The organism is Paracoccus seriniphilus, from assembly GCF_028553745.1.
Lineage (GTDB): Bacteria > Pseudomonadota > Alphaproteobacteria > Rhodobacterales > Rhodobacteraceae > Paracoccus > Paracoccus seriniphilus.
Window position 1 is genome coordinate 1952861 of the sequence record NZ_CP067129.1, and the last position, 24116, is coordinate 1976976.

23 protein-coding genes are annotated in these 24116 nt (G+C 62.4%); 11 read left to right on the plus strand and 12 right to left on the minus strand.

Annotated elements, in window-relative coordinates; all coding sequences use genetic code 11:
* Positions 1-20: 20 nt before the first annotated feature.
* The 3 genes from pgeF to lgt are packed head-to-tail and all read right to left on the minus strand — an operon-like array spanning position 21 to position 2711.
* Entirely contained in the window at positions 21-785 is a 765-nt protein-coding gene (pgeF, locus tag JHW44_RS09510) for a peptidoglycan editing factor PgeF (protein ID WP_089344632.1), read from the minus strand.
* Positions 769-1827 carry a class I SAM-dependent methyltransferase gene (locus tag JHW44_RS09515; RefSeq protein ID WP_089344631.1) on the minus strand — a complete coding sequence of 353 codons (1059 nt, stop codon included), beginning with the start codon at positions 1825-1827 and terminating at the stop codon, positions 769-771. Before JHW44_RS09515 ends, pgeF begins: the two co-directional genes overlap by 17 nt.
* The gene (gene lgt, locus JHW44_RS09520) at positions 1824-2711 is read right to left on the minus strand and encodes a prolipoprotein diacylglyceryl transferase (RefSeq protein ID WP_089344630.1); all 888 of its coding nucleotides are present in this window, start codon (positions 2709-2711) and stop codon (positions 1824-1826) included. Before lgt ends, JHW44_RS09515 begins: the two co-directional genes overlap by 4 nt.
* A gap of 117 nt (positions 2712-2828) precedes the next feature.
* On the opposite strand from lgt, the gene JHW44_RS09525 reads away from it, so the two are divergent.
* Complete coding sequence (locus tag JHW44_RS09525; protein WP_089344629.1) at positions 2829-3080, plus strand: accessory factor UbiK family protein; 252 nt, start codon at positions 2829-2831, stop codon at positions 3078-3080.
* Here the strand turns inward: JHW44_RS09525 and JHW44_RS09530 are convergent.
* The gene (locus tag JHW44_RS09530; protein WP_089344628.1) at positions 3068-3394 is read right to left on the minus strand and encodes a DUF6476 family protein; all 327 of its coding nucleotides are present in this window, start codon (positions 3392-3394) and stop codon (positions 3068-3070) included. The genes JHW44_RS09525 and JHW44_RS09530 overlap by 13 nt on opposite strands.
* On the opposite strand from JHW44_RS09530, the gene JHW44_RS09535 reads away from it, so the two are divergent.
* From JHW44_RS09535 to JHW44_RS09545, 3 genes are all read left to right on the plus strand, one after another.
* Positions 3393-4418, plus strand: coding sequence for an RluA family pseudouridine synthase (locus JHW44_RS09535; RefSeq protein WP_089344627.1), 1026 nt, complete (start codon positions 3393-3395; stop codon positions 4416-4418). The two genes, JHW44_RS09530 and JHW44_RS09535, sit on opposite strands and share 2 nt — an antisense overlap.
* A 158-nt stretch (positions 4419-4576) precedes the next feature.
* Positions 4577-5485, plus strand: a complete 909-nt coding sequence (rpoH, locus tag JHW44_RS09540) for an RNA polymerase sigma factor RpoH (protein WP_089344626.1) — start codon at positions 4577-4579, stop codon at positions 5483-5485.
* An 81-nt stretch (positions 5486-5566) separates the two neighbouring features.
* Entirely contained in the window at positions 5567-6589 is a 1023-nt protein-coding gene (locus JHW44_RS09545; RefSeq protein WP_089344625.1) for a hypothetical protein, read from the plus strand.
* A 5-nt stretch (positions 6590-6594) separates the two neighbouring features.
* Here JHW44_RS09545 and JHW44_RS09550 read toward each other — a convergent pair whose 3' ends face one another.
* Complete coding sequence (locus tag JHW44_RS09550) at positions 6595-7356, minus strand: NAD kinase (protein WP_089344747.1); 762 nt, start codon at positions 7354-7356, stop codon at positions 6595-6597.
* A 186-nt stretch (positions 7357-7542) separates the two neighbouring features.
* Between JHW44_RS09550 and glyA the strand changes: the two genes are divergently transcribed.
* Complete coding sequence (glyA, locus tag JHW44_RS09555; protein WP_089344624.1) at positions 7543-8838, plus strand: serine hydroxymethyltransferase; 1296 nt, start codon at positions 7543-7545, stop codon at positions 8836-8838.
* Between the two features lie 70 nt (positions 8839-8908).
* On the opposite strand, the gene JHW44_RS09560 is transcribed toward glyA, so the two are convergent.
* The 6 genes from JHW44_RS09560 to JHW44_RS09585 form a co-directional block, all read right to left on the minus strand.
* A complete protein-coding gene (locus JHW44_RS09560) occupies positions 8909-9652 on the minus strand; it encodes a YoaK family protein (RefSeq protein ID WP_089344623.1) in 744 nt (247 codons plus the stop codon).
* Between the two features lie 90 nt (positions 9653-9742).
* On the minus strand, positions 9743-10525 hold the full coding sequence (locus tag JHW44_RS09565; RefSeq protein ID WP_089344622.1) for a crotonase/enoyl-CoA hydratase family protein: 783 nt from the start codon (positions 10523-10525) through the stop codon (positions 9743-9745).
* Positions 10518-11381 (minus strand): hydroxymethylglutaryl-CoA lyase, encoded by an 864-nt coding sequence (locus JHW44_RS09570; RefSeq protein ID WP_089344621.1) that lies wholly within the window; start codon positions 11379-11381, stop codon positions 10518-10520. Before JHW44_RS09570 ends, JHW44_RS09565 begins: the two co-directional genes overlap by 8 nt.
* Positions 11374-12027 carry a glutathione S-transferase family protein gene (locus tag JHW44_RS09575; protein ID WP_179217730.1) on the minus strand — a complete coding sequence of 218 codons (654 nt, stop codon included), beginning with the start codon at positions 12025-12027 and terminating at the stop codon, positions 11374-11376. Before JHW44_RS09575 ends, JHW44_RS09570 begins: the two co-directional genes overlap by 8 nt.
* Positions 12024-13952: an acetyl-CoA carboxylase biotin carboxylase subunit gene (locus JHW44_RS09580; RefSeq protein WP_089344620.1), complete on the minus strand. Its 1929-nt coding sequence runs from the start codon at positions 13950-13952 to the stop codon at positions 12024-12026. Before JHW44_RS09580 ends, JHW44_RS09575 begins: the two co-directional genes overlap by 4 nt.
* Positions 13953-14104: 152 nt before the next feature.
* Entirely contained in the window at positions 14105-15709 is a 1605-nt protein-coding gene (locus tag JHW44_RS09585) for a carboxyl transferase domain-containing protein (protein WP_089344619.1), read from the minus strand.
* A 194-nt stretch (positions 15710-15903) separates the two neighbouring features.
* On the opposite strand from JHW44_RS09585, the gene JHW44_RS09590 reads away from it, so the two are divergent.
* A complete protein-coding gene (locus tag JHW44_RS09590; RefSeq protein ID WP_089344745.1) occupies positions 15904-16524 on the plus strand; it encodes an OmpW/AlkL family protein in 621 nt (206 codons plus the stop codon).
* A gap of 107 nt (positions 16525-16631) precedes the next feature.
* Here the strand turns inward: JHW44_RS09590 and JHW44_RS09595 are convergent, their stop codons facing one another.
* Positions 16632-17792 carry an isovaleryl-CoA dehydrogenase gene (locus JHW44_RS09595; protein ID WP_089344618.1) on the minus strand — a complete coding sequence of 387 codons (1161 nt, stop codon included), beginning with the start codon at positions 17790-17792 and terminating at the stop codon, positions 16632-16634.
* A gap of 179 nt (positions 17793-17971) precedes the next feature.
* Between JHW44_RS09595 and JHW44_RS09600 the strand changes: the two genes are divergently transcribed.
* The 5 genes from JHW44_RS09600 to JHW44_RS09620 all read left to right on the plus strand — a co-directional run bounded on the left by JHW44_RS09600 (position 17972) and on the right by JHW44_RS09620 (position 24106).
* Entirely contained in the window at positions 17972-18511 is a 540-nt protein-coding gene (locus JHW44_RS09600; protein WP_245847154.1) for a histidine phosphatase family protein, read from the plus strand.
* On the plus strand, positions 18508-19419 hold the full coding sequence (gene cbiB, locus JHW44_RS09605; protein ID WP_089344616.1) for an adenosylcobinamide-phosphate synthase CbiB: 912 nt from the start codon (positions 18508-18510) through the stop codon (positions 19417-19419). The genes JHW44_RS09600 and cbiB overlap by 4 nt, the downstream gene beginning before the upstream one ends.
* Before the next feature lie 57 nt (positions 19420-19476).
* Positions 19477-21300 (plus strand): M3 family oligoendopeptidase, encoded by a 1824-nt coding sequence (locus JHW44_RS09610; protein WP_089344615.1) that lies wholly within the window; start codon positions 19477-19479, stop codon positions 21298-21300.
* Between the two features lie 90 nt (positions 21301-21390).
* A complete protein-coding gene (locus JHW44_RS09615) occupies positions 21391-22593 on the plus strand; it encodes a dipeptidase (RefSeq protein ID WP_419182498.1) in 1203 nt (400 codons plus the stop codon).
* A gap of 727 nt (positions 22594-23320) precedes the next feature.
* A complete protein-coding gene (locus JHW44_RS09620) occupies positions 23321-24106 on the plus strand; it encodes a phage Gp37/Gp68 family protein (protein WP_089344613.1) in 786 nt (261 codons plus the stop codon).
* Positions 24107-24116 lie beyond the last annotated feature (10 nt).

The following is a 24116-nucleotide window of genomic DNA, read 5'->3' on the forward strand; positions in this document are numbered from 1 at the left end:
TATCTGACAAATCGCGCGAATTACAGGGAGATCGCCGAGATCAGCCTTCCATAGTCGACCTGCCCCTCGTGGGTGGCGCGGCGATAGCTGAAGAAACGCGCCGGATCGGAATAGGTGCAATGACCCGACCATTCCGCCTCGACCCCCAGGTCGCGCAGCTTCATCAGGCCGAACCCGGGCAGGTTGAACAGCGGACGCCCGTTGGGACCACCGCAGAAGAAACGGTGATAACCGGGATCCTCGACAAGAAAATCCTCCATGAAATCCTCACCGACCTCATAGGCGGCCTGGCTGATGCTGGGACCGATGACCGCGTGGATATCGTCGGCCCCAAGATCGCGCATGGCCTGAACCGTGGCCTCGATCACACCGGCCATTGCACCCCGCCAGCCTGCATGGCAGGCCCCGATGACTCCGGCCTTGCCATCGGCCAGCAGAATGGGTTGGCAATCCGCCGTCAGAACCGCCAGCGCCACGTCACCGCGCCGGGTCACGATTCCATCGGCCTTGATGTCGCGCACCTGCGCCACATCATCACCCTCGGCCAAGGTCACGACATCGGCGGAATGCACCTGTTTGACCGTCGCCAGAAATTCGGGCGCGACCCCCATGGCCTGCGCAACGCGCGCCCGGTTGACCACCACCATATCGGCCTGATCCGTGGACCGCCGCCCGCAATTCAGCCCGGCAAACAGCCCCGAAGAGGCACCTCCCTTGCGGGTAAAGAAGCCATGCTTCACATCATCCAGCAAGGGATGAGTCAGGATTTCAAGTGTCGTTTGCATGCAGCCTCAGCGCATCGAATCCGGGCACGGCGGGTGCCCCTCTCGGCCAGATGGCCATCGCCTTGAACAGGTGACCCATTTCATCACCATGCGTCAACCTTCGAAGCGCGGCCATCGCGCCGGTGTCGCCAGCCTCTGCCAGCCTGCGGGCCCGTGTTTCGGCCCCCAGCGACATCAGCCAGTCGCCCTGATGGATCGGACGTGAAACCTCGACCCCCGCCCGCAGGGCGGCCGCCGCCAGAGGCGCGAAATCCACATGGGCGGTCAGATCGGCCTCGCCCGGATTGTCCAGAGGATGTTCGCTGCGATGATTGCGCACCGCCTGAAATGTGTCTCCGACACCGTTCCAGCCGCCATAATCAATGATGATCGCTGCCCCGCCCTGCGCCGCGATCCTCGCCGCAATCGCCGAGATGATGGCGACACCCGCCGCGCAATCCTCGACCACATCGCCGATCCTGCCCTGTCGCGGCAGATCGACCGGTGGCGCAAGCCCGATCCGCAACCCCTGCTCGCCCAGTCCGACAACCCGTTCGGCCCAGCCGTTTTCGACCCGCTGGAATTGCCGCACGGGCAATGCATCGAAAAACTCGTTCGCCACCATGAACAGCGGCTGATCCGGCAATTCCGTGACATCCTCCAAGTGCAGGACCGGCCCCAGCAGATCCCGCTGAACCTGCCGCAAATGTGGTGAACGTTCGATGAGAGCGATCTGCGCGGCCTCGATGGCACCGGGGGCCGCACGCATGGCGCGGCGCATGTCATTCATCAGCGTGCCCCGCCCCGGCCCCGGCTCGGCCAGGGTAAAGGGCGCTGGTCGGCCCTGATCCAGCCATGATTGCATCAGCGCCAGCCCGCAAAGTTCTCCGAATATCTGCGAGATCTCAGGGGCGGTAATGAAATCGCCTTCGCGCCCGAAGGGATCACGGGTGGCGTAATAGCCATGCTGGGGATGCAGCAGGCACAGTTCCATGTAATCGGCAATGGTCAGCGGGCCTGTGGCCCGGATCCGTTGCGCAATGATATCCTTCAGCGCCGTCATGCAGGGGTGCCCACAGCAGGGCGCCGCGTGGCACGCAGGATGAAATACAGGCCCAGCAGCACCATCGGCAAGGACAGCAGCTGCCCCATGGTCAGCCCGATGACCGGCCCGCCGATGACATGGCCCAGAGGGTTGTCCGGCGTGATGAACTGCGGATCGGCCAGACGGAACAGCTCGACAAACATCCGTGCCAGACCGTAACCGGCCAGAAAGATGCCGAAGGTCAGCCCCGGGCGGCGCAGCCCGCCACGCATCACGACGACCAGAAGGATCAGCCCCAGCAACAGCCCTTCCAGACCGGCCTCGTAAAGCTGGCTGGGATGACGGGCGCAGGCCGCGGCGGCAGTGGCGCAGGACTGTGCGGCCTCACCGGGGAAGATCACCCCCCATGGCAGGTCGGTCGGGCGCCCCCACAACTCGGCGTTGATGAAATTGGCGAGCCGCCCAAAGAACAACCCGATCGGTGCCACCACCGCCATGGCGTCCGCCAGCCGCAACGGCATAATGCCCTGGGCGCGACAGAAGAACCACGCCGCCAGGATGACCCCCAGGAATCCACCGTGAAAGCTCATCCCGCCTTGCCAGACCTTCAGGATCTCGACCGGGTTGGACAGGTAGAAGCCCGGCTCGTAGAACAGCACGAATCCGAGCCGTCCGCCCAGAATGACCCCCAGGATGACCCAGGTCAGCAGATCATCGACATCCTCGGCCTTCATCGGCGCACCATCCCCCCAGATGGCGGGACGGCGCATCATGCGCATCATCAATTGCCAGCCGATCAGCAGGCCAGCCAGATAAGCCAGGGCATACCACCGCAGTGACAGCGAAAGCCCGCCCAGTTCGATCGTGAAGATTTCAGGGCTGATGTTTGGAAAGGGGATCATGGGGCCTCGATATCGGATTCGCCGCGCACGCTAGTCTCACCCCGCGCGGAGTCAACATTGAACCCGACCGCAGACCGGCCCATATAGGGGGCAAGCAAGCGACAAGGGCCACGCCAAATGACGACACAGAACAAGTTTTTCGACGATTTCTCGAAACTGATGACAAATGCGATGGGTGTCGCGCAGGGCGCCAAGTCCGAGGCCGAGACAGCCATGAACAGCTGGATCGAGCGCTGGTTGGCTGATCGCGACTTTGTGACCCGCGAGGAATTCGACGCGGTGCGCGACATGGCCATCAAGGCACGCACCGAAAACGCGGAACTGAAGGCGCGTCTGGATGCGCTGGAAGCTGGCCGTCAGGGCGACTGATCGGCACCTTTCAGGTCGGCACTGCCCTGCAACCGGCCTGATTTGTCATAAAGCAGAATTTGCGCGTCTCCGGTGACGACCACTATCCTGTCACCGGCAAAGGTCAGGGCCGCGACAGATGCGCCCGGCGGCAGTTCGATATTGGCGGGCAGATCCGGCAGCACCGGCTGGCCCAGACGCATCCACAGCAAGGCGACAATCGCGATCATGCCCAGCCCCATCACCAGCGTCAGCCCGGTCACCAGCGCCTTGAGAAACCGCAGCTCGGGAACCGCTTTCGCTGCCGAGTCCCAGTCGTTATCATCTTCGGTCATGTCCAACCTCGTTGTCACCATCCCGGCACAGCCGCCCGAACGGCTTGATAAGGCGCTTGCACTGGCAGTGCCAGCAGAAGCCGCGCTGTCGCGGTCGCGCCTGTCGCGCCTGATCCAGCAGGGGGCGGTCTCTGGCCCCGGCGGCGTCGTGCGCGACGGCAAGACCCGCGTCAGCGAAGGCCAGGAATACCATATCACCCTGCCCGAGACCGAAGAGGTCGAGACCCGCCCCGAAGCGATTCCGCTCAACATCGCCTATGAGGATGACGATCTGATCGTGGTCGACAAGGTGGCCGGCATGGTGGTGCATCCCGCTCCGGGCAGCCCGAACGGCACATTGGTCAATGCCTTGCTGGCCCATTGCGGCGATACATTGTCGGGGATCGGCGGCGAACGGCGGCCGGGAATCGTCCACCGCATCGACAAGGACACCTCGGGCCTGCTGGTGGTGGCGAAATCCGACCGCGCACATCACGGTCTGGCCGCACAATTCGAGGCGCATAGCGCGCAGCGACGCTATCTGGCGCTGGCCCATGGCGTGATCGACCCCGCCGATCCAAGGCTGCGCGGCATCGCCGGGGTCAGCTTCGAGGACGGCGGCACGCTGAAAATTGCGACCCGGCTGACCCGTCATGCCACCGACCGGCAGAAACAGGCCGTCTATTTCGACAAGGGCCGCCATGCGGTGACGCGGGCGCGCCTGCTGGAATCCTTCGGCAGGCCACCCCGCGCCATGTTGGTCGAATGCAGGCTGGAAACCGGGCGCACCCACCAGATCCGGGTGCATATGGCACATGCCGGGCTGGGACTGATCGGCGACCCCGTCTATGGAGGTGCCCGCAAGGCTTCGGCGAAAGCACTGGGATCGGCCGCCACGGCGGTGGCAGCCTTCGGACGTCAGGCGCTGCATGCCGCACATCTGGGCTTTGAACATCCTGTCAGCGGCGAACTCCTGTCCTTTGACAGCCCCCTTCCCGATGACATGCAATCATTGCTGGATGAACTGCGCAGGGCGACACCTTGACAGGAACGTGATTCATCACCACGTTACACGGCCCTCGAAACCCGACAGAATAGATCGCAAACAGTGCTATCATACTCTTCGGGCTCCGCATCACGACGGCACGGCGGAACCGTATTCTTGGTGGATGCGTTGCCCGAACTCTGCGAAAGGCCACGGACATGGCAAATTACGGTAATCTTCCCGCGCCCAGCCCCGAACAGGGGTTGAACCGCTATCTGCAGGAGATTCGCAAGTTTCCCCTGCTTGAACCCGAAGAAGAATACATGCTGGCCAAGGCATGGGCCGATCATGGCGACAGCGAGGCGGCCCATCGCATGGTGACCAGCCACCTGCGCCTGGCTGCCAAGATCGCCATGGGCTATCGGGGCTATGGCCTGCCGCAGGCCGAGGTCATCTCGGAGGCGAATGTCGGCCTGATGCAGGCGGTCAAACGCTTTGATCCTGAAAAGGGCTTCCGGCTGGCAACCTATGCAATGTGGTGGATTCGTGCCTCGATCCAGGAGTATATCCTGCGGTCCTGGTCGTTGGTGAAAATGGGCACCACCAGCGCACAGAAAAAGCTGTTCTTCAACCTGCGCAAGGCCAAGTCGAAGATCGGCGCTCTGGAAGACGGAGACCTGCGCCCGGAAAACGTCAAGCAGATCGCCACCGATCTGAATGTCACCGAACGCGAAGTGATCGAGATGAACCGGCGCATGTCGGGGGGCGATGCCTCGCTGAATGCCACGGTCGGTTCGGCTGATGGCGATTCCACCGCGCAGTGGCAGGACTGGCTGGAGGATGAGGACGCCAATCAGGCCGAGAACTATGCCGAGACCGAAGAACTGGACACCCGGCGCCAGATGCTGATCGCGGCAATGGATGTGCTGAATGATCGCGAGAAGGACATCCTGATGGAACGCCGCCTGCGCGACGAGCCGATGACGCTGGAGGATCTGTCCAGTCGCTATGAGGTCTCGCGCGAGCGCATTCGCCAGATCGAGGTTCGCGCCTTTGAAAAGCTGCAGGCCAGGATGCGGGTTCTGGCGCAGGAAAAGGGCATGACCATCCCGGATCCCGACAGTTGAGCGGCCGGCAGGCGCGCCTCGATGATTGACCTGAAGCGTTGTGACGCTATGGTCGCCTGACAGGCAGGCAGACCAATAAACATGACCGCGCTGACGGAATTTCAAAGGCTAGAGGCACAGGGCTCGTGGCGGGAAACACCCGATGCCCAACTGCGCGAGGTGATCGTGTCGGTCGGCGAGGCGACGCTGGTGCTGTCCGACCCGAAATCCGACCGCCCCCTGACGCATTGGTCCCTGCCCGCCGTCACCCGGCTGAACCCCGGCAAGATGCCTGCGGTCTATGCGCCCGGTTCGCAACGCGCGGATGAGACGGTCGAAATCGACGACCCGCTGATGATCGACGCCATCGCGCGGGTTCAGCGGGCCATTTCCTTGCATCGCACCCATCCGGGGCGGTTGCGCGGAGCGCTGACCATCCTGACGCTGGTGGCGGTTCTGGCGGCACTGGTCTTCTGGCTGCCCGATGCGATCATTCGTCATGCCGCGAAGATCGCCCCTCCGGCGCAGGCACGACAGATCGGTCAGGCGGTGCTGTCGGATATCGAGAACAGCACCGGCAAGATCTGCACGAGAAAATCCGGGCAGGCGGTTCTGGACTGGCTTTCGCCCCGGCTGGTGGACGGCAAGGCGCATCTGCGCGTGGTGCCCGGCCCGCTGAACGGCGCGCTGCGCCTGCCCGGCGATCTTTACGTGCTGGGCGGCGATCTGCTGGTCAGCGCCCCCGGCCCCGAGGCCGCCGCCGGCCATGTCATCGCTGCAAGCCTTGCCAGTGACGACCGCGAGGTCACCCTTGGCGCGCTGCAATATGCCGGATTGGGCGCGGTGCTGCGCCTGATGACCCTGGGCGACCTGCCGTCGGATGCCATGGCCGGATATGGCGAAAAGCTGCTGTCGCGCAACCCGCCCCGTCCCGATGATGCAGCCCTGCTGGAACAGCTTGCGCAGCGCGGGCTGGGCAGCGATGCCTATGCCCGCACGATTGATCCGACCGGCGCGGCGGTGCCAGAACTGATCGAGAACGATCCCGCTAGAACCGCCCCACCCGGCCCGCCGCTGTTGACCGATCCGCAATGGCTGGCCCTGCAGCAGATCTGCGCGGGCTAGGTAGGCTAGACGAACTGTTCGCGCAACAGCCGTTCATCCAGTCCATGGCCACGATCGAACAGCAGGCGGTGACGGATATCCGCGGCGCTCTTGATGCGGACTCGCGTGACATGACGGACCGAACGCGAGTCGGCATCGGCCATGACCGGGCGGCGCTCGGGATTGAGAACCTCGAATTCGACCTCGGCAGCCTTGGGCAGCAAGGCCCCACGCCATCTGCGTGGGCGGAAGGGGGCGATGGCGGTCAGGGCCAGCACTTCCGAGCCAATGGGCAGGATCGGCCCATGCGCAGAATAGTTGTAGGCCGTCGACCCCGCCGGAGTCGCGACAAGCGCCCCATCGCAAACCAGTTCCTCCATCCGGGTGCGCCCATCGATATGGATGCGCAGCTTGGCCGCCTGCGGGCCTTCGCGCAGCAGGCTGACTTCGTTGATGGCAAGCGCCTCGTGCAATGACCCGTCCGCGCAGGTCGCGATCATCCGCAGCGGGTTGATGACGGTCTCTTCAGCGGCGTTCAGGCGGTCGTGCAGGATTTCCTCGGAATAGCTGTTCATCAGAAATCCGACAGTGCCCCTGTTCATTCCGTAAACCGGCATGTCGCGGCCCTGCATCGCATGCAGGGTCTGCAGCATGAAGCCGTCGCCGCCGAGGGCAACGACCACCCCGGCCTCGGCCAGAGGCGCATTCCCATAGCGATGGGACAAGCGTTTCAGCGCCTCTTGCGCAAGATCGGCATGGCTGGCGGTGAAGTGAATGGCAGGCGTCATCTTGTCCGGGTCCCTCTGATCCGGGCGCAGCATCGAACGGGGCGACGGGGATGGCAAGCCCCCGACCAAAGCTGCCGCTGCCGCCATTGGCGGCCCGGGTGTCGTTTTGCCGCTTTCAAGGGTGACTGGCATGGGGTATGACAGCGCCATTCCTGCAGCCCCCTAGCCTGAGAGGATGCGAAACAGATGAACGCACCTACCCGCGAAACCGGTTTCTTCACGGAAACGCTGACCAGCCGTGACCCCAAAATCGCCGAAGCCATCGGTCAGGAACTTGGTCGTCAACGTGACGAGATCGAGCTGATCGCATCCGAGAATATCGTCTCGAAAGCCGTGCTTGAAGCCCAGGGTTCGGTCCTGACGAACAAATATGCCGAAGGCTACCCCGGCAAGCGCTATTACGGCGGTTGCCAGTATGTCGACATTGCCGAGAATCTGGCGATCGAACGCGCGAAAGAGCTGTTCGACTGCGAATATGCCAATGTGCAGCCCAATTCGGGCAGCCAGATGAACCAGGCCGTGTTCCTGGCGCTGCTGCAGCCGGGCGACACCTTCATGGGGCTGGACCTCAATTCGGGCGGCCACCTGACCCATGGTTCGCCGGTCAACATGTCCGGCAAATGGTTCAACGTCGTCAGCTATGGCGTGCGCCAGCAGGATCAGTTTCTGGATCTCGAGGCCATTGCCGAAAGCGCACGCCAGCACAAGCCCAAGCTGATCGTCGCCGGCGGCACCGCCTACAGCCGCATCTGGGATTGGGCGGCCTTCCGCAAGATTGCCGATGAAGTCGGCGCCTATCTGATGGTCGACATGGCCCATATCGCCGGTCTGGTCGCGGGTGGACAGCATCCCTCGCCGCTGCCCCACGCCCATGTCGTGACCACCACCACGCACAAGTCCCTGCGCGGACCGCGTGGCGGCATGATCCTGACCAATGACGCGGATATCGCGAAAAAGGTCAACAGCGCGGTGTTCCCCGGCCTTCAGGGCGGACCGCTGATGCATGTCATCGCCGCCAAGGCCGTTGCCTTCGGTGAGGCCCTGCGCCCCGAGTTCAAGGAATATGCCGCTCAGGTCGTCAAGAACGCTCAGGCCATGGCAGATGAGCTGATGAAAGGTGGCATCGACATCGTGTCCGGCGGCACCGACAACCATCTGTGCCTGGCCGACCTGCGCCCCAAAGGCGTCACCGGCAAGGCGACCGAGGCTGCCTTGGGCCGTGCCCATATCACCTGCAACAAGAACGGCGTCCCCTTCGACCCGGAAAAACCCTTCGTGACCTCGGGCATCCGCCTGGGTGCGCCCGCCGGCACGACCCGCGGCTTCAAGGAGGACGAGTTCCGCCAGATCGCGCGCTGGATCGTCGAAGTGGTCGATGGTCTGGCCGCCAATGGCGGAGAGGGCAATGCCGAGATCGAAGCCAAGGTCAAGGCCGAGGTCAGCCAGATGTGCGCCCGCTTCCCGCTCTACGCCGGAATGTAATCCTCGGTCCACGGATCGGAGATGATCAGACGATCACGCCGCCATGGTCCGCCATGGCGGCGTTTTCCTGTCAGCGCCACCAGGTCTGCCGGAACAGCGCGGGCAATGACACCACCAGCAGCAGGCTGGCCAGCGGTAGCGCGAAGAGAAAGCGCATATGCCCGAAACCCAGCGCGCCAATGATTCCCCCCAGCAGAAAGCTGAGCACCAGCCGGACAAGAATCATCAGGTTACGGGTATCGCGAAAGATCGTCGCATCATGCATGATGGCCCCATAGATGCCGCGCCCCAACTCGATTCCGATATCGGTAATCATGCCGGTCGCATGGGTCGTGCGGATGCGAGCGCGCGAAATCTTGGTGATCGTCGCGTTCTGCATGCCCATGATGAAACACAGGCAGGCCAATGAGAACAGCCGCCCTGCCTCCGAGGCAAAGATGCCGCCGCCTGCGAAACAGACCAGAAAGATGCCCTGCAGCGCCAGCGGCAGCGCATATTGCTGACGGGCACGATATCGGCGCGTCCAGTTGATCAGGATCGTCGAAAAGCCTGCCCCCGCCACAAAAGACGAAATCGCCAGCGCCGCAACAAAGGCAATACGAAAATTCAGGATCACCAGATTGTCCGCCAGTTGCGACAGATAGCCGGTCATATGCGAGGTATATTGCCCCAGTGCAAAGAAGCCGCCCGCATTCAACGCCCCGGCCACAAAGGCCAGAAGAGTTGCAAGGCTAAGGTCGCTTTGGGGCGATCTGCGCAGGCCGACCAGAGCGCGCGCCCGTTGCGCCGGTCGGTATATCAGTTTTCGCTTCATCTCTGCCGTCCAGGTCGTCGAACTCCGGTCTAGCCGAATCCCCACCCTGATAGCGCCGATGGCCCCCTGTGCAACAGCCCTGCCAGCAGATCAGATTTGCCAGCCGGGCCTTCGCTTGTCGAAAAAGGCGGCGATTCCTTCAGATGCTTCGCCATCCTCCCATGTTGCAACAAGACGGTCGATGCTGTCCTCGATCACCGCTTCGTCAATGCGCGGACCCAGCGAACGGCATTGTGCCTTGGCAGCAGCAATGGCACGCGGGGCGCCCAGCAGGAACGGCGCAATCTCTTCGTCAACGGCCTGATCCAGTTCTTCCGCAGGCACGACACGGGCAGCGAGGTTCAGTCTTTCGGCCTCATCTGCGTCAAACAGTCGCCCCGAGAAGAACACCCGACGAGCCTTGTCCTCGCCCATTCGCGCCAGAACATAGGGGCCGATGGTCGCGGGAATCAGCCCCAGCTTGACCTCGGTCAGGCCGAATCGCGTCCCCTGGGCGGCAATGGCGATGTCGCAGACCGACATCATGCCCACACCGCCACCAAAGGCATTGCCATGCACCCGCGCAATCAACGGCTTGGGCATCAGGTTCAGCGCCTGCAGCATGGTCGCCAGACATCGCGCCGCGGCGCGACGGGTCTGGGCATCGACCTGCATTTGCGCCTTCATCCAGGCCAGATCGCCGCCAGCGCAGAAAGTGCTGCCCTCGGCACATAGGACAACAACCCGCACGGCAGGATCGGTGCCCAGATCGGCAGCGGCCTGGATCAGCTCCTCCATCATCTGCTGTGACAGCGCGTTGTGCTTTTGCGATCGCGCCAGCCACAGCCGCGCCACTCCGCGGCTGTCGGTCTCGATCCGGATCGTTTCAAACATCAGCACCCTCCCGCATCGACTGCGCCATCTGCGCCGCCCGATTGATCACAGTCATGTCCAGCCCGGTCTGCAGACCCGCAGCGGCCAGATGCGCCGCAACCTTCTCGGTCGCGACATTTCCCTTGGCACCAGGGGCATAGGGGCATCCGCCCAGCCCGCCGACCGCCGCATCGAACACCCGCAGGCCCCTCGCCAGAGAGGCGTCGATATTGTCCAGTGCCCGACCAGCCGTATCGTGAAAATGCCCCGCCAGTTGCGCGGGCGGCAATTCATCAAGAACGGCAGCCAGCATCTTGTCGACGCTTTCAGGCGTGCCCTGCCCGATCGTGTCGCCAAGGCTGATTTCATAGCAGCCCAGATCGCGCAGCGCAGCAGCGACACGTGCCACATTCGCCGGCGGCGTCGGGCCGTCATAGGGGCAATCCGTGACCACGCTGACATAGCCCCGCACCGGAATACCGTCGCGCGCGGCTGCGGCGACGACCGGCGCGAAACGCTCAAGGCTTTCGGCAATCGTCGCATTCAGATTGGCCTTGCTGAAGCCTTCCGAGGCACTGGCAAAGATCGCCACCTCGCTGGCACGGGCCGCACGGGCGGCCTCATAGCCCTTCATATTCGGCGTCAGCACCGCATAGCTGACCCCCGGCACACGCGAGATACCGGCCATGACCTCGGCAGCATCACCCATCTGAGGCACCCATTTCGGGCTGACAAAACTGGTCACTTCGATGCGCCGAAACCCGGCTTGTGACAACAGATCGACCAATGCGATCTTCTCTGCCGCGGGAATCAGCCGCTTTTCATTCTGCAGGCCGTCACGCGGCCCCATTTCAAATATCTCGACGGGTTCAGGCATCGGGCAACTCGTAGAAATCCCGGGTATAGATTTCATCTTCGCCGCCCCGCGCCAGGGCGCGCTGATAGGCCGGACGCGCCATCATCGCATCCCGATAGGCCACGACGGCGGGATAGTCCCCCTCTGACAGAAAGCGGAACAGCGCCTCGATATTGAAGCCCATCATGCAGTCGGCGGCAGAAAATCCCGAGGAAAGAAGGCTCTTCTTCCCTTCCAGATGCGCGTTCAGCGCCCGCGCCGTTACCGCCAATCGCTTGGTGTCCAGCTTCATCAGCGCCACCGAACGCGCGGTTTCCGGGCGCAGGAAAATATGATGGATGTTCAGCGCCTGAATGATATTGGCTTGCGTTTCGGCGAAATTGATCCATTCCAGAAAATCGATCCGTTCGGGGTCGCCCGGCAACGGGGCCAGCCGGTTCTCGCGCTCGGTCAGATATTGCACGATGGCCCCGGATTCAAAGATCGACCTGCCGTCCACCTCCAGCGCCGGGATGCGTCCCGCCGGAGACAACGCCCGAAAATCGGGGCTGCGCAGCGAACCATCGACCAGGGACCAGTTCTGCAACTCGGCGGTCAGACCCAGTTCCTCCAGCAGCCACAACACTCGCATCGAACGTGAGCCGGGTACATGATGCAGTCGGATCATTCCTCTTCCTCCTCAAGTCGGATCAGCGCGGCACCCGCCTCGACCTGATCACCGGCCTGCGCCAGCACCTCGGCCACGACCCCGTCGCGCGCGGCGGTCAGGCTGTGTTCCATCTTCATGGCTTCCAGAACCGCCAGACGATCACCGGCCTTGACCTCTTGCCCGGCTGCGACATGGACGGATTTGACCAGCCCCGGCATTGGCGAGAGCGTCAGCGCGTCACCGCCCGCCCCGGCCGAATCGCGCGCCAGAGGATCAAGCGGCTTGAGATGCACCGTGCGCCCGCCAAAGACGCTGACCCCTGCCTCGTGGCTGACGATCCGGTTGCGCCGCAGCGCGTCATCAACCCACCAGCGGTCACCCTGCCAGCGAACCTCATGCGCATGCCCGTCCAGGGTCACCCGTGCGGCACCCGGTCCCAGAACCTCGACCACGGCCTCGCCGCCCTCCCATGCCACGGTCCGGCGCAGCGGCTGCCACAGGGTCATGCCGCCCTTGACCGAAGGATCGGCCAGGCCGGCCAGACCGATCACCGCCAGCACCCGCGTGCGCGGATCAGGTTCGGCGGCGGCCACCAGTGCGTCCAGATCGCGCCCGATCAGTCCGGTATCCACCTCGCCCGCGCGAAAGCCCGGATGGCGCGCCAAGGCAATCAGGAAGTCAAGATTGGTGACCGATCCGGCCACCTCGGTATCGACCAGCGCGGTCTCCAGCGCCCGCAGCGCCACGGCGCGGGTCGGGCCATAGGTGACCACCTTGGCGATCATCGGGTCATACCAGGGCGAAATCGTATCGCCTTCGCGCACACCGGTTTCAATCCGCGCCCCTTGCGGAAAGCTGAGATGGGCCAAACGCCCGGTCGCGGGCAGAAAGCCTGCCGGCACATCCTCGGCATAAAGCCGCGCCTCGAAGGCATGACCGCGAATCTGCAGGTCTTCCTGACGGGCGGGCAAGGCCTCGCCGCTTGCGACCCGCAATTGCCACTCGACCAGATCAACGCCGGTGATGGCCTCGGTCACCGGATGTTCGACCTGCAGCCGGGTGTTCATCTCCATGAACCAGAACCCGTCGGGACGCAGGCCATTTGCCCCATCCACGATGAATTCGATGGTGCCGGCGCCCTTGTAGCCGATGGCCTCGGCGGCCCGAACGGCGGCGGCCCCCATCGTCTTGCGCATCTCCGCGGTCATGCCGGGCGCGGGGGCCTCTTCGATGACCTTCTGGTGACGGCGCTGCAGCGAACAGTCGCGTTCGAACAGATGCACCGCGCGATGCCCGTCACCAAAGACCTGCACCTCGATATGGCGGGGCTGCAGGACATATTTCTCGATCAGCACATCGGGATTGCCAAAGGCATTGCGGGCCTCGGATTGGGCCGAGATCAGGGCTTCGCCAAAGTCCCCTGGGTCATCGACACGGCGCATCCCCTTGCCGCCGCCACCGGCAACGGCCTTGATCAGCACCGGATAGCCGATGCTCTCGGCCTGCCCGGCCAGATAGTCCGGGTCCTGGTTGCTGCCATGATAACCCGGCACGACCGGCACGCCTGCTTCTTCCATCAGCGCCTTGGCGGCGTCCTTCAGCCCCATCGCGCGGATCGCCCTGGCCGAGGGGCCGATAAAGACCAGGCCAGCAGCCTCGACCGCATCGACGAAATCCGGATTTTCGCTGAGAAAGCCGTAACCCGGATGGATTGCCTCGGCCCCCGTGGATTTCGCCGCGGCGATGATCCGCTCGGCCTGAAGATAGCTGTCTGCCGGGGCCGGCCCGCCGATATGGACCGCTTCATCTGCCATGGCGACATGTCGGGCCGCACGGTCGGCATCGGAAAACACGGCGACCGTTGCGACACCCATCCGGTGGCAACTGTCGATGATCCGGCAGGCAATTTCACCGCGATTGGCGATCAGGATCTTTGAAAACATGTCAGAACCTTCGCTGAACTGGGCAGGCCACGCGCATCCCCGCGCCCCCGCAGATAAATTTTCCAGATGCGCCCCGCGATCACCGGGCCAGGCACCGGGCCTTTGCCCGCCCGCTGCACCCGCCCGGTTTTTCCTGACGCATCTTGCAAGGCTTACATCCGGAATATGCCAAAGCGCGTCGGCTCGATCGGCGCGTTCAGCGATGCCCGCAGCGACAGCGACAGCACGTCGCGGGTCTTGCGCGGATCGATGATTCCGTCATCCCAGAGCCGCGCCGAAGCATAGAGCGGATGGGACTGTCGTTCGAACATCTCGATGGTCGGGCGCTTGAATTCGGCCTCTTCCTCGGCCGACCACTCTCCGCCCTGACGTTCGATCCCGTCACGCCGGACGGTGGCCAGAACCCCAGCGGCCTGCTCGCCGCCCATTACCGAAATCCGGCTGTTGGGCCATGTCCACAGGAAACGCGGCGAATAGGCGCGTCCGGCCATGCCATAGTTGCCGGCACCAAAGCTGCCCCCCACGATCATGGTGATCTTGGGCACATTGGTCGTGGCCACCGCAGTGACCATCTTGGCACCGTGACGGGCGATCCCTTCATTCTCGTATTTGCGCCCGACCATGAAACCGGTGATGTTCTGCAGAAAGACCAGAGGAATGCCGCGCTGCGAACACAACTCGATGAAATGCGCGCCCTTCTGTGCGGCCTCACTGAACAGCACGCCATTGTTGGCGACAATGCCGACCGGGCAGCCCTCGACATGGGCAAAGCCCGTGACCAGAGTTTCGCCAAAGCGGGCCTTGAACTCGTCAAAGCGCGAGCCATCGACGACACGGGCGATCACCTCGCGAATGTCATAGGGGGTGCGCAGATCGGCGGGCACGACGCCAAGGATCTCGTCAGGATCATAGGCCGGGGCCTCGGGGGATTGCCACAGCACGCTGTCGGGCAGGCGCCGGTTCAGATTGCCAATGGCGCGGCGCGCCTGTGCCAGCGCATGGGCATCATCCTCGGCCAGATAATCGGCCACGCCAGACAGGCGGGTGTGCACATCACCGCCACCCAGATCCTCGGCCGTGACCACCTCGCCCGTGGCGGCCTTGACCAGCGGCGGTCCGGCCAGGAAGATCGTGCCCTGATCGCGCACGATGATGGTGACATCGGACATGGCGGGGACATAGGCGCCCCCTGCCGTGCAGGATCCCATGACGACCGCGATCTGGGGAATGCCTTTCGCGCTCATGCGCGCCTGATTGTAGAAGATCCGCCCGAAATGGTCGCGATCGGGGAAGACTTCGTCCTGATTGGGCAGATTGGCCCCGCCGCTGTCGACCAGATATACGCAGGGCAGATGGCATTCCTCGGCGATTTCCTGGGCGCGCAGGTGCTTTTTCACCGTCATCGGGTAATAGGTGCCACCCTTCACCGTCGCGTCATTGGCCACGACCATGACATCCTGCCCGTGAACGCGCCCGACACCGGCAATGACACCCGCCCCCGGCGCGGCACCGTCATACATGCCATGCGCGGCCGTCGCGCCGATTTCCAGAAAGGGAGAGCCGGGATCCAGCAGATTGGCGACCCGTTCGCGCGGCGCCATCTTGCCGCGCCCGATATGACGCTCCATCGAGCGCGCACCGCCCCCGGCGGCAGCCAGTTCGGCGGCCTGACGCGCCGTCTCAAGCAGATCCAGATGCGCCTGGCGATTGGCACGAAAGGTGTCCGAGGACGTGATGACAGCAGAGCTCAGTTTCATTCCTTGTCCTTGCATGTTTTGAAAGCGTGCCCGGACTCAGCCGTGCCGGATGCCTTGTCTTCCGTGTGACTCGCAGCGACGCGGCAGGTTGTCGCAGGCCGCAAGACTGCGTGCCGTGATTGATTCAAATCAATGAATGACGGGGGAAAAACATGTTTTGACGCCCCGGTATTCAAGACATGAGGATCGCCAAGATGCGCCATCTGCTTATCGCCGCCACCTTGACCGCCTGCGGGCTGGGACTGACCACGCCTGCGCTTGCGCAATCGCAGGGCGACTGGACCCTGGGGCTGGGCATTGCGAATGTGAATCCCAAATCCGACAACGGCACGCTGGCCGAAGGAACGGTTCCCGTCGAGATCGACGACAGCACCCGTCCGACCGTCACCGCGGAATATTTCATCCGCGACAATCTGGGTGTCGAGGTTCTGGCCGCGCTGCCCTTCAAGCACACGATCACCTCGAACGGCAGCGATATCGGAACCGTCAAGCAACTGCCTCCGGTCGTCTCGTTGCAATACCACTTTGACGCGACCCCGAAATTCAAGCCCTTCGTCGGCGTGGGTGTGAACTTCACCGGGTTTTACGATGCCGACACCACCGGGGCGCTGGCGGGCAGCGAGTTGCGGGTCAAGAACAGCTGGGGGCTGGCCGCGCATCTGGGTGCCGACTACTGGGTATCGGACCGCAGCGCCATTCGGGCCGATCTGCGCTGGATCGACATTGATGCCGATGTCGAGCTGAACGGCAGCAAGATTGGCGAGGTCGAGGTCGATCCTGTCGTCGCCGGCATCAGCTATGTGATGAAATTCTGACCAGCCGCCGCTCCTGCGGTGCAGATGACGGCGTCCCCTGTCGCCATGGCGGGGGCGCCCTTTCGGTCGGCCCCGCAACTGCTGCGGCAGGGCTTGCGCCGCGCCTGTCACACCAGCCCCATCAATTCCCGGCCAATCAGCATCCGCCGGATCTCGCTGGTGCCCGCGCCGATCTCCATCAGCTTGGCATCGCGGAACAGCCGGCTGACGGTGCTGTCATTCAGAAAGCCCGCACCGCCCAGGGATTGCACCGCCTGATGCGCCTGAACCATGGCCTGTTCACTGGCATATAGCACCGCGCCTGCCGCATCCTGGCGGGTCACCTTGCCCGCATCGCAGGCCCGCGCAACTTCATAGACATAGGCACGCGCCGTGTTCAGCGCGACATACATGTCGGCAATCTTGCCCTGCATCAGCTGGAAGGATCCGACCGGCTGACCGAATTGCTTGCGGTCGCGGATATAAGGCATGACCTCGTCCAGACAGGCGGCCATGATGCCGGTGCCGATGCCTGAGAGGACCAGACGTTCGTAGTCCAGCCCCGACATCAGGACGCGTACACCGCGCCCCTCTTCGCCCAGAACATTCTCGAAGGGGATCTCGCAATTTTCGAAGATCAGCTCGCCGGTATTGGACCCGCGCATCCCCAGCTTGTCGAAATGGGGGCCGGTGGAAAAACCCTCCATGCCGCGTTCGACGATAAAGGCGGTGATGCCCCTGCTGCCCGCTTCAGGATCGGTCTTGGCATAGACGACCAATGTCTGCGCGTCCGGCGCATTGGTGATCCAGTATTTGTTGCCGTTCAGAACATAGCGATCGTTCTTCTTCTCTGCCCGCAGCTTCATCGAGACGACATCGCTGCCCGCGCCTTCTTCGGACATGGCCAATGCACCGACCGCCTTGCCCGAACACAGATCGGGCAGATACTTGGCCTTCTGTTCGGCAGTACCGTTCAGCTTGATCTGATTGACGCACAGGTTGGAATGCGCGCCATATGACAGGCTGACCGAGGCCGAAGCCCGCGCGATTTCCTCGGTTGCGACCACATGGGCCAGATAGCCCATGCCCGAACCGCCGAATTCCTCGGCTACGGTGATCCCCAGCAGGCCCAGTTCGCCCATTTCAGGCCAAAGCTCATTGGGGAACTGATTGTCCTGATCCACCTGTGCCGCCAGCGGCTTGACCCGCTCTTGCGCCCAACGATGCACCATGTCGCGCAGCGCGTTGACGTCCTCTCCCAGATCGAATTCCATCCCTCGCGTGAACATCGCCGAGCCCTCCCGAATTTATTGAACGGTTGTTCATTTAATGCGTATTACCGTATCTCCCCGCGTCACGTCAAGCAAAGCCTGCGCCGGATGGGGCAATGCGTCAACAACGGTGTCTTGCCCCTCTGGCGGTGACAGGACATCTTGGCGCCGCCGCAGCCTGCCCGGAAGGAGACCCTGTGAAACTGCTGATCCTGCGCCACGCCCCCGCGCTGAACCATGGCCGTCTGGCCGGGCGGACAGATGTCGAAGCCGATTGTTCGGACCAGGCCGCCTTTGCCCGCATGCGCGCACGCATCGGCGACCCGGATCAGGTCATCACCAGCCCTGCCCTGCGCTGCCGCCAGACCGCCCGGATGCTGGGCTTTCCCGCTCCACACAACGACGAGCGGCTATGGGAACAGGATTACGGCGCCTGGGAGGGGCTGCCGTTCGAAAGCCTGCCCGATCTGGGGCCCTTGCCAGTCAGCGAGTTGGCCGATTACCGGCCCGAAACGGGTGAGAGCTTTCACGATATGGCTGCACGCGCCCATGAGGCCATCCGCGACCTGACCTGCGACAGCCTGCTGATCGCCCATGCAGGAACGGTCCGTGCCGCGCTTGCGCTGGTGGTGGGGCCGCAGGCACTGTCCTTTTCGGTCGCACCCTTGTCGCTGACGGTGCTGCACAGGACCGGAGACCTCTGGTCCGTCGAAGCCGTCAATGTGACCGCGCCATGACCATTCTGGCCGCCCTGATCGCCCTGCTGATCGATGCCCTGATCGGCTGGCCCGATCGCCTGTTTCGTCGGATCGGCCATCCTGTCGTCTGGCTTGGCCGCCTGATTGACGGATTGGATCGCAGGCTGAACCATGGAGACTGGCGCGTTCTGCGCGGCATGTTCGCCAGCCTTGTGACCATCACGGCGGCCTTGCTGCCTGCAGTGGTGCTGCAAATCCTGCTGGGGCCGCTGCTGGCCGCCGTCTTTGCCTGGCCCCTGGTCGCGGCACGGTCCCTGAATGATCATCTTCGTGCCGTTGCAACGCCGTTGTCGCGACATGATATTGTCGAGGCCCGACAGGCCACGGCGATGATCGTGGGCCGTGATGTCAGAACCGCCGACGAAGCCGCCCTGTCGCGTGCCGCCACCGAAAGCCTGGCCGAGAATGCCTCGGACGGGGTAATTGCGCCGCTGTTCTGGGCCTGTATGGCAGGCCTGCCCGGAATCGCGGCCTACAAGGCCATCAATACGCTGGATTCGATGATCGGGCATCGCACGCCCCGGCATGGCGAATTCGGGCGTTTTGCGGCGCGGCTGGACGATGTGGCGAACTGGATCCCCGCCCGCCTGACCGCATTGCTGATCATGCTGGCCAGCGGAAAGACGCAATGGGCCGGATTGCGTGCGGACGCGGTGCGGCACCGGTCCCCGAATGCCGGTTGGCCCGAAACCGCCATGGCGAAGGCATTGGGGGTCCGACTGTCGGGACCGCGCGTCTATGCCGACCATGTCGCCAATGAGCCGTGGCTGAACGGAGCGGCCCCCGACCCCGATGCGACCACGCTGGAACGCGCGCTGACGCTGTATCGTCGCGCAGTTGTCATTGCTGCTGCAGGAATGGTGATTGCGTTTCTCATCCTTCGATGACTTGCGATCCTGCCATCTGCGGTCCACATCTAGTCAAAAGCTGAAAAGGACATTCCGATGGCAGGACATATGAATTTCGACTCGGTCGAGCAGACAAAGGGCACGGCTTTCGGCGATTTGCCAGAGTGGGACCTGAACGATCTTTACCCCGGCCCGGATTCACCCGAGTTGAAATCCGATCTGGAAAGCCTGTCAACGCAGGTCGAGACCTTTGCGAAACGCTACCAGGGCAAGCTGGCCGATCTCGGACCCGCCGAAATGCTGGACTGCATTCGCGAATACGAGGCCATCGATATCATCGCCGGACAAGTCATGTCCTATGCGGGGCTGCGCTATTACCAGAACACCACCGATGCGGACCGGGCCAAGATGCTGGGGGACCTGCAGGCCCGGATCACCGACATCACCACGGCACTGGTCTTCTTCAGTCTCGAATTCAACCGCATTCCGGACGAGACCTATGAAGCCGTCTTCGCGGCCACCGATGGTCCCGCACGCTACAAGCCGGTCTTTGACCGCATGCGGGCCATGCGGCCCCATCAGCTCTCGGATGAGCTGGAGCAATTCCTGCATGACAATTCGGTTGTCGGGGCCGCCGCATGGAACCGGCTGTTCGATGAAACCACCGCCAGCCTGGAATTCTCGGTCAACGGCGAAACGATGGGGCTGGAAGCCACCCTCAACCTGTTGACCGAACATGACCGTGACCAGCGCGAAGCCGCCGCCCGTGCGCTGGCCAAGGTGTTTGGTGACAACATCAAACTGTTCTCGCGCATCCACAACACGCTGGCCAAGGAAAAGGCCATCGAGGACAAATGGCGCAAGATGCCCTCGCCCCAGCACGGGCGACATCTGTCCAACCATGTCGAGCCCGAGGTTGTCGAGGCGCTGCGCAATGCCGTCACCCAGGCCTATCCGCGCCTGTCACATCGCTATTACGCGCTGAAGGCCAAGTGGTTGGGTCTGGACAAACTGCAGATCTGGGACCGCAATGCGCCCCTGCCCACCGATGCGCCACGCACCATCGGTTGGGACGAGGCCCGCAGCACCGTTCTGGACGCCTATGCCGGTTTCGCGCCGGAACTGGCCGAACTGGCCAAACCCTTCTTTGACAAGGGCTGGATCGACGCGGCCGTGAAACCGGGCAAGGCGCCGGGAGCATTCGCGCATCCGACGGTGACGACCGTGCATCCCTATGTGCTGCTGAACTATCTGGGCAAACCCCGTGACGTGATGACACTGGCACATGAACTGGGGCATGGCGTCCACCAGCGTCTTGCCGCCAAACAGGGCGAATTGCTGGCCTCGACCCCGCTGACCCTTGCCGAAACGGCCTCGGTCTTCGGTGAAATGCTGACATTCCGCGCCTTGCTGGCCAAGACCACCGACCCCGCGCAGAAAAAGGCGCTGCTGGCCGGCAAGGTCGAGGACATGATCAATACGGTCGTGCGCCAGATCGCGTTCTATGATTTCGAATGCAAACTGCATGCCGCCCGCGCCGAAGGCGAGCTGACCCCCGATGACATCAATGCCCTGTGGATGAGCGTTCAGGCCGAAAGCCTTGGGCCGGTCTTTGAATTCATGCCGGGCTATGAAACCTTCTGGAGCTATGTGCCCCATTTCGTGCATTCGCCCTTCTACGTCTATGCCTATGCCTTCGGCGACGGCCTGGTGAATGCACTTTATGCGGCCTATGAAGAAGGCCTGCCCGATTTTCAGGCCAAATACTTCGATCTGCTGGCCGCGGGCGGTTCGAAGCACCATTCGGAACTGCTTGCCCCCTTCGGGCTGGATGCCTCGGACCCGGCCTTCTGGGACAAGGGCCTGTCCATGATCGAAGGCTTCATCGACGAGCTGGAAGCCCTTGAGCAGCAAGCCTGACCGACCCCAGGCTGAACCGGCCGCGCCAGATGGTGCGACCGGTTTCGTTCAGACAGACGCATAAGGCATAAGGCAGAAGGCATGAGGGGAATGGCAAAACGGATTCTGATCCTTTTTGGCGCGCTGATCTTCGCCGCAGCCATTGCCTTTTTTTCACTGGCTCCTGGCTATGTCGAGAACGCGCTGAACCCGCTGCGCATGCCCGAGGACGGCTGGCCCGTCAGCGACAATGCGCAGCAGTTGCATCAGCGGCTGGTAATCGGGGATCTTCATGCCGACCCGCTGCTGTGGGATCGCGATCTGCTGAAGCGCAGCACGCGTGGTCATACCGATATCCCGCGCCTGCTGGAGGGAAATGTGGCGGTCCAGGTGCTGACCACTGTCACGAAAAGCCCTCGCGGCCAGAACTATGAGGAAAACGAGGCCGGGGCCGCCGACAATATCACCCCGCTGTTCATCGGGCAGCTGCGGCCGGTGCGGTCATGGTTCTCGCTGCGCGAACGAGCACTGGTTCAGGCCTCAGCCCTGAACGACATGGCCGAACGCGCGCCCGACCGACTGCGCGTGATCCGCAGCCGCGAGGATCTGGCAGAACTTCTGACCGCGCGCGAAAACGGACAGAGGATTCTGGGCGCAGTGCTGGGCTCGGAAGGTGGCCATCCGCTCGAGGGTGATCTGGCCAATCTGGATGTCTTCTTCGATGCAGGGTTCCGGCTGATCGGATTGACCCATTTCTTCGACAATGAACTGGGTGGCAGCCTGCATGGAAAGGGCGGCGAAGGTTCGGGCCTCAGCCCCTTTGGCCGACAGGTCGTGACGCGCATGATCGAAAAGGGGATGATCATCGACCTGGCCCATGCCTCTCCACGCATGGTCGAGGATGTTCTGGAGATCGAGGGCGCACGACCGATCCTGTCCCATACCGGCATACATTCCCATTGCCGGACGCCCCGCAATCTCGATGACGCCTTGATGCTGCGAATCGCACGAAGGGGCGGGATCGTCGGCATCGGCTATTGGTCCGATGTGGTCTGCGGCACGACCCCGGCGGATATTGCGGCCGCGATCGAGGCCGCCGTCGCCCTGCTGGGCGAGAACCACGTCGCCTTGGGTTCGGATTACGATGGCTCGGTCGATGCACCTTTCGATGCCGCGCATCTCGCGGCGCTGACCCAGGCCCTGCTGGACAGAGGCATGAGCGAAGCGCAGATTGCCAAGATCATGGGCGGCAACATGATGCGCCATCTTGCAGAGACCCTTCCCACGGATGGCAAGAGCGTTTTGGCCCCGTAAGGCTGGTTCGTGGGCATTGGCAAGACCTATCCCCATGCCACCAGCACGGCAGGACAATAAAAATTCATGGATTTCAAAGGGATTTTGACTCCCACTGGTAGGCCCGGAGGGCGTGCGCAAACCGTGTGAAATCAATCCCGTATTCTGTAAACCGGTGCAAACCCACGTCTATAAATTTCAATGGGTTAGCTATGAAATTGTAAACCGGTTTTCGTCCAAATATTATGGTGCAGCCGCCCCTGAAACCTCTGCCTTCAGAGGGCCGCGAAAGGCCATAGGTTCACGCTATGAACGCTTTTTTGTGCAGCGGTTGGGTCGACTTTTTGGCACACCGAATCACGTCAACTTGGGCGGAGAGCAGCCGTTCGCTGCAAAAGCGGTATCGAAGAATTCTGGGCGGAAGCTGACATTCAAAGCGGTCTGAGAGGAGCCCCTCAGACCGTAATAGGACACGACCGATCCATCCTGCGACGCCAACGTTGAATTCACGACACGAAACCGACCCGTCTTGACGACGATGGGTAGGTCTTTCACTTGCTCGACGACCTGTGAACAAACTTGCAACTTGGACGGCATTCGGCGATTGTGCGGCTAGGTTGCCGTTTGCGAACATGGCACCATCGTCGTCTCCGGGAAGTACGCTTCAGCGATCAGAATTCACCTCTCGTCAGGGATACAGGATTACCGCTCTCGTGCTATCTCTCGGAAATCGATGGATTTTTGACCCATGGAGGCTGTTTTGTCAGAGATCGAATGGACTGACACGACTTGGAACCCAGTTGCAGGGTGTACAGCGGCGTCGAGCGGATGCACGAACTGTTATGCGATGCATATGGCTCTGCGGTTGGAAGCAATGGGAATGGAGAAGTATCAAAGGCTCGCGCGGCGCTCAGGCAAAAGAACCGTTTGGACAGGTGCCATCAATCTGGATGAAAAGTCTTTGGAGGCACCGCTGAAATGGCGGAAGCCCCGAAAAATTTTTGTTAACTCCATGAGCGATCTCTTTCACGAGAGAGTGCCATTCGATTTCGTCGAAAGAGTTTGGCAAACAATGAAGAATACGCCGCACCACCAGTATCAGATCTTGACTAAAAGGCCTGAGCGTATGCTTGAGTTCACGAGAGATCATCTCGATGCGGTGCTTCCAAATGTTTGGCTGGGAACTAGTGTTGAAAGCGCGGAAACAGTTGCAAGAATTGACGCCCTTTCTGGCACTCCTGCAATAATCCGGTTTATTTCCTTTGAGCCGTTAATCGCTCCGGTTGGAGAGGTCGATCTAAGCAATATACATTGGGCCATCGTTGGAGGCGAAAGTGGACCGCAAGCGCGGCCCATCAAAGAGGAGTGGATTGATGAAATCCATTCTTTGTGCAAGCGTTACGGAACCGCGTTTTTCTTTAAGCAGTGGGGAACGTGGGGAAAAGACAACAAGAAACGCTCTAAGAAAGCCAACGGGCGGCTGTTTCGAGGGAAGGTTTGGGAAGAAATGCCTACATTCTCGGTGTCTCCATAGGGTTACCGGA

Coding starts and splice junctions, on each gene's coding strand:
- rpoH (WP_089344626.1), top strand. CDS start 4,577: ATGGCAAATTACGGTAATCTTCCCGCGCCCAGCCCCGAACAGGGGTTG.
- JHW44_RS09585 (WP_089344619.1), bottom strand. CDS start 15,709: ATGAAACTGAGCTCTGCTGTCATCACGTCCTCGGACACCTTTCGTGCC.
- JHW44_RS09620 (WP_089344613.1), top strand. CDS start 23,321: ATGGAGGCTGTTTTGTCAGAGATCGAATGGACTGACACGACTTGGAAC.
- JHW44_RS09590 (WP_089344745.1), top strand. CDS start 15,904: ATGCGCCATCTGCTTATCGCCGCCACCTTGACCGCCTGCGGGCTGGGA.
- cbiB (WP_089344616.1), top strand. CDS start 18,508: ATGACCATTCTGGCCGCCCTGATCGCCCTGCTGATCGATGCCCTGATC.
- JHW44_RS09580 (WP_089344620.1), bottom strand. CDS start 13,952: ATGTTTTCAAAGATCCTGATCGCCAATCGCGGTGAAATTGCCTGCCGG.
- pgeF (WP_089344632.1), bottom strand. CDS start 785: ATGCAAACGACACTTGAAATCCTGACTCATCCCTTGCTGGATGATGTG.
- JHW44_RS09535 (WP_089344627.1), top strand. CDS start 3,393: ATGTCCAACCTCGTTGTCACCATCCCGGCACAGCCGCCCGAACGGCTT.
- JHW44_RS09565 (WP_089344622.1), bottom strand. CDS start 10,525: ATGTTTGAAACGATCCGGATCGAGACCGACAGCCGCGGAGTGGCGCGG.
- JHW44_RS09570 (WP_089344621.1), bottom strand. CDS start 11,381: ATGCCTGAACCCGTCGAGATATTTGAAATGGGGCCGCGTGACGGCCTG.
- glyA (WP_089344624.1), top strand. CDS start 7,543: ATGAACGCACCTACCCGCGAAACCGGTTTCTTCACGGAAACGCTGACC.
- JHW44_RS09545 (WP_089344625.1), top strand. CDS start 5,567: ATGACCGCGCTGACGGAATTTCAAAGGCTAGAGGCACAGGGCTCGTGG.
- JHW44_RS09595 (WP_089344618.1), bottom strand. CDS start 17,792: ATGTTCACGCGAGGGATGGAATTCGATCTGGGAGAGGACGTCAACGCG.
- JHW44_RS09525 (WP_089344629.1), top strand. CDS start 2,829: ATGACGACACAGAACAAGTTTTTCGACGATTTCTCGAAACTGATGACA.
- JHW44_RS09515 (WP_089344631.1), bottom strand. CDS start 1,827: ATGACGGCGCTGAAGGATATCATTGCGCAACGGATCCGGGCCACAGGC.
- JHW44_RS09615 (WP_419182498.1), top strand. CDS start 21,391: ATGGCAAAACGGATTCTGATCCTTTTTGGCGCGCTGATCTTCGCCGCA.
- JHW44_RS09560 (WP_089344623.1), bottom strand. CDS start 9,652: ATGAAGCGAAAACTGATATACCGACCGGCGCAACGGGCGCGCGCTCTG.
- lgt (WP_089344630.1), bottom strand. CDS start 2,711: ATGATCCCCTTTCCAAACATCAGCCCTGAAATCTTCACGATCGAACTG.
- JHW44_RS09530 (WP_089344628.1), bottom strand. CDS start 3,394: ATGACCGAAGATGATAACGACTGGGACTCGGCAGCGAAAGCGGTTCCC.
- JHW44_RS09550 (WP_089344747.1), bottom strand. CDS start 7,356: ATGACGCCTGCCATTCACTTCACCGCCAGCCATGCCGATCTTGCGCAA.
- JHW44_RS09575 (WP_179217730.1), bottom strand. CDS start 12,027: ATGATCCGACTGCATCATGTACCCGGCTCACGTTCGATGCGAGTGTTG.
- JHW44_RS09610 (WP_089344615.1), top strand. CDS start 19,477: ATGGCAGGACATATGAATTTCGACTCGGTCGAGCAGACAAAGGGCACG.